Source organism: Lyngbya sp. CCY1209, assembly GCF_055795065.1.
In genome coordinates, this window is the sequence record NZ_JAYFER010000637.1 from 1 (window position 1) to 1408 (window position 1408).

Consider the following 1408-nt stretch of genomic DNA (forward strand, 5'->3'; position numbering starts at 1 on the left):
GTCTTGCTCTCTGCGAGACAGAGTAACAGGTTAGGGCTAGAAAGCCCCGTCGCTGTCTTCGCGGGGATTGGTTACCCCATGCACCTGATCGCCACGGACGGCGGGGCGATTCCCGAACCGGCGGAGTTGGCGGAGGTGTTGCTGACCCCCGGAGAACGGATCGAGGTCCTGGTGCGCGGCGATAGGTACGCTGTCGCGGATCGCACCCCCGGACAGTACCGCCTCCTCAACAAACCCTACAACCGGGGCGGCATGATGGGCGGCGGCATGATGGGACGGGGCATGATGGGGCGCGGCATGATGGGCAATCCGTCCAATTCCAACAGGACCCAAACTCTGGCAACTTTCACTTATGGCGAGTCGGTTCAGTCCGTCCCCCTGCCGAAGCAGTTGTTGCCGGTGGAGGCCCTTCCCGAACCCGCCGCCACCAAACAATTTACCCTCAATCACGGCATGGCGAGGGGGATGGGAATGGTCTTTTTAATTAACGGCCAGGTATTCGACCCCCAGCGGTTGGATACGCAGGTCAAGTTGGGGACGGTGGAAGATTGGGAAATTACCACGACCGGGACGATGGACCATCCGTTTCACCTCCACACCAACCCCGTGCAGGTGGTGAGTCGCAACGGCCGGCCGACACCTTATCGGGCTTGGAAGGATACGGTTTTGGTGATGCGGGGGGAGACGGTGCGGCTGCGGGTTCCGTTTCGGGATTTTGCGGGCCAAACGGTCTACCACTGCCACATTTTGGACCACGAAGATTTGGGGATGATGGGGAGTGTGGCGATCGCAAATTGACATCCTTTCCCAAATCGGAGATGGCAACCGGGGACGGTTGCTTCCACGGATCTGAGTCTCCTATTTTGTCTGTATCGCTAGTATCGCGCTCGATCGCCACCGGGGACGGTTGCTTCCACGTTGAAATTCTTTGTGAGTTGCGTGAGTTGCGATCGTTGATATCTTTTGTGAGTTGCGTGAGTTGCGATCACCACCGGGGACGGTTGCTGCCACGGATCTGAGTCTCCTATTTTGTCTGTATCGCCAGTATCGCGCTCGTGTGGTAACAGTTGAAATGGGGTCAGAACAAGGGGCGACCTCCCCTTATTATAGAAAAGCAGTTTCAGTTCCCTATTCCCCATTACTCTGGCTTCAGCGCTATAAACCCCCACCCGAAAAAAGCGCGATCGCCCCCAATGTACCGGCGGATCAGTCCCGTGGGTTGACGGTCGCCACCCCCAAAAATGTGGGGTCAAAAAGCATCAAACGAAGATGAGATCCCTGCCCACATCAAAACTCTGGAAAGAATCTTCAAAAAGGCCGACTATCAAATCGTCACGTAAAATCTCCGATACGTTTGGAAGCTCTGTCTCTTTAGAGCAGGGAGGAAAAACGAACGGCGACTTGAGTC

At 56.3% G+C, this 1408-nt stretch carries 1 protein-coding gene; it reads left to right on the forward strand.

Features of this window, described 5'->3' with window-relative positions:
- On the forward strand, positions 1-798 hold a 798-nt coding region (locus AC0QHF_RS24480), incomplete at its 5' end, for a multicopper oxidase family protein (RefSeq protein ID WP_324706882.1).
- Between the last annotated feature and the right edge of the window lie 610 nt (positions 799-1408).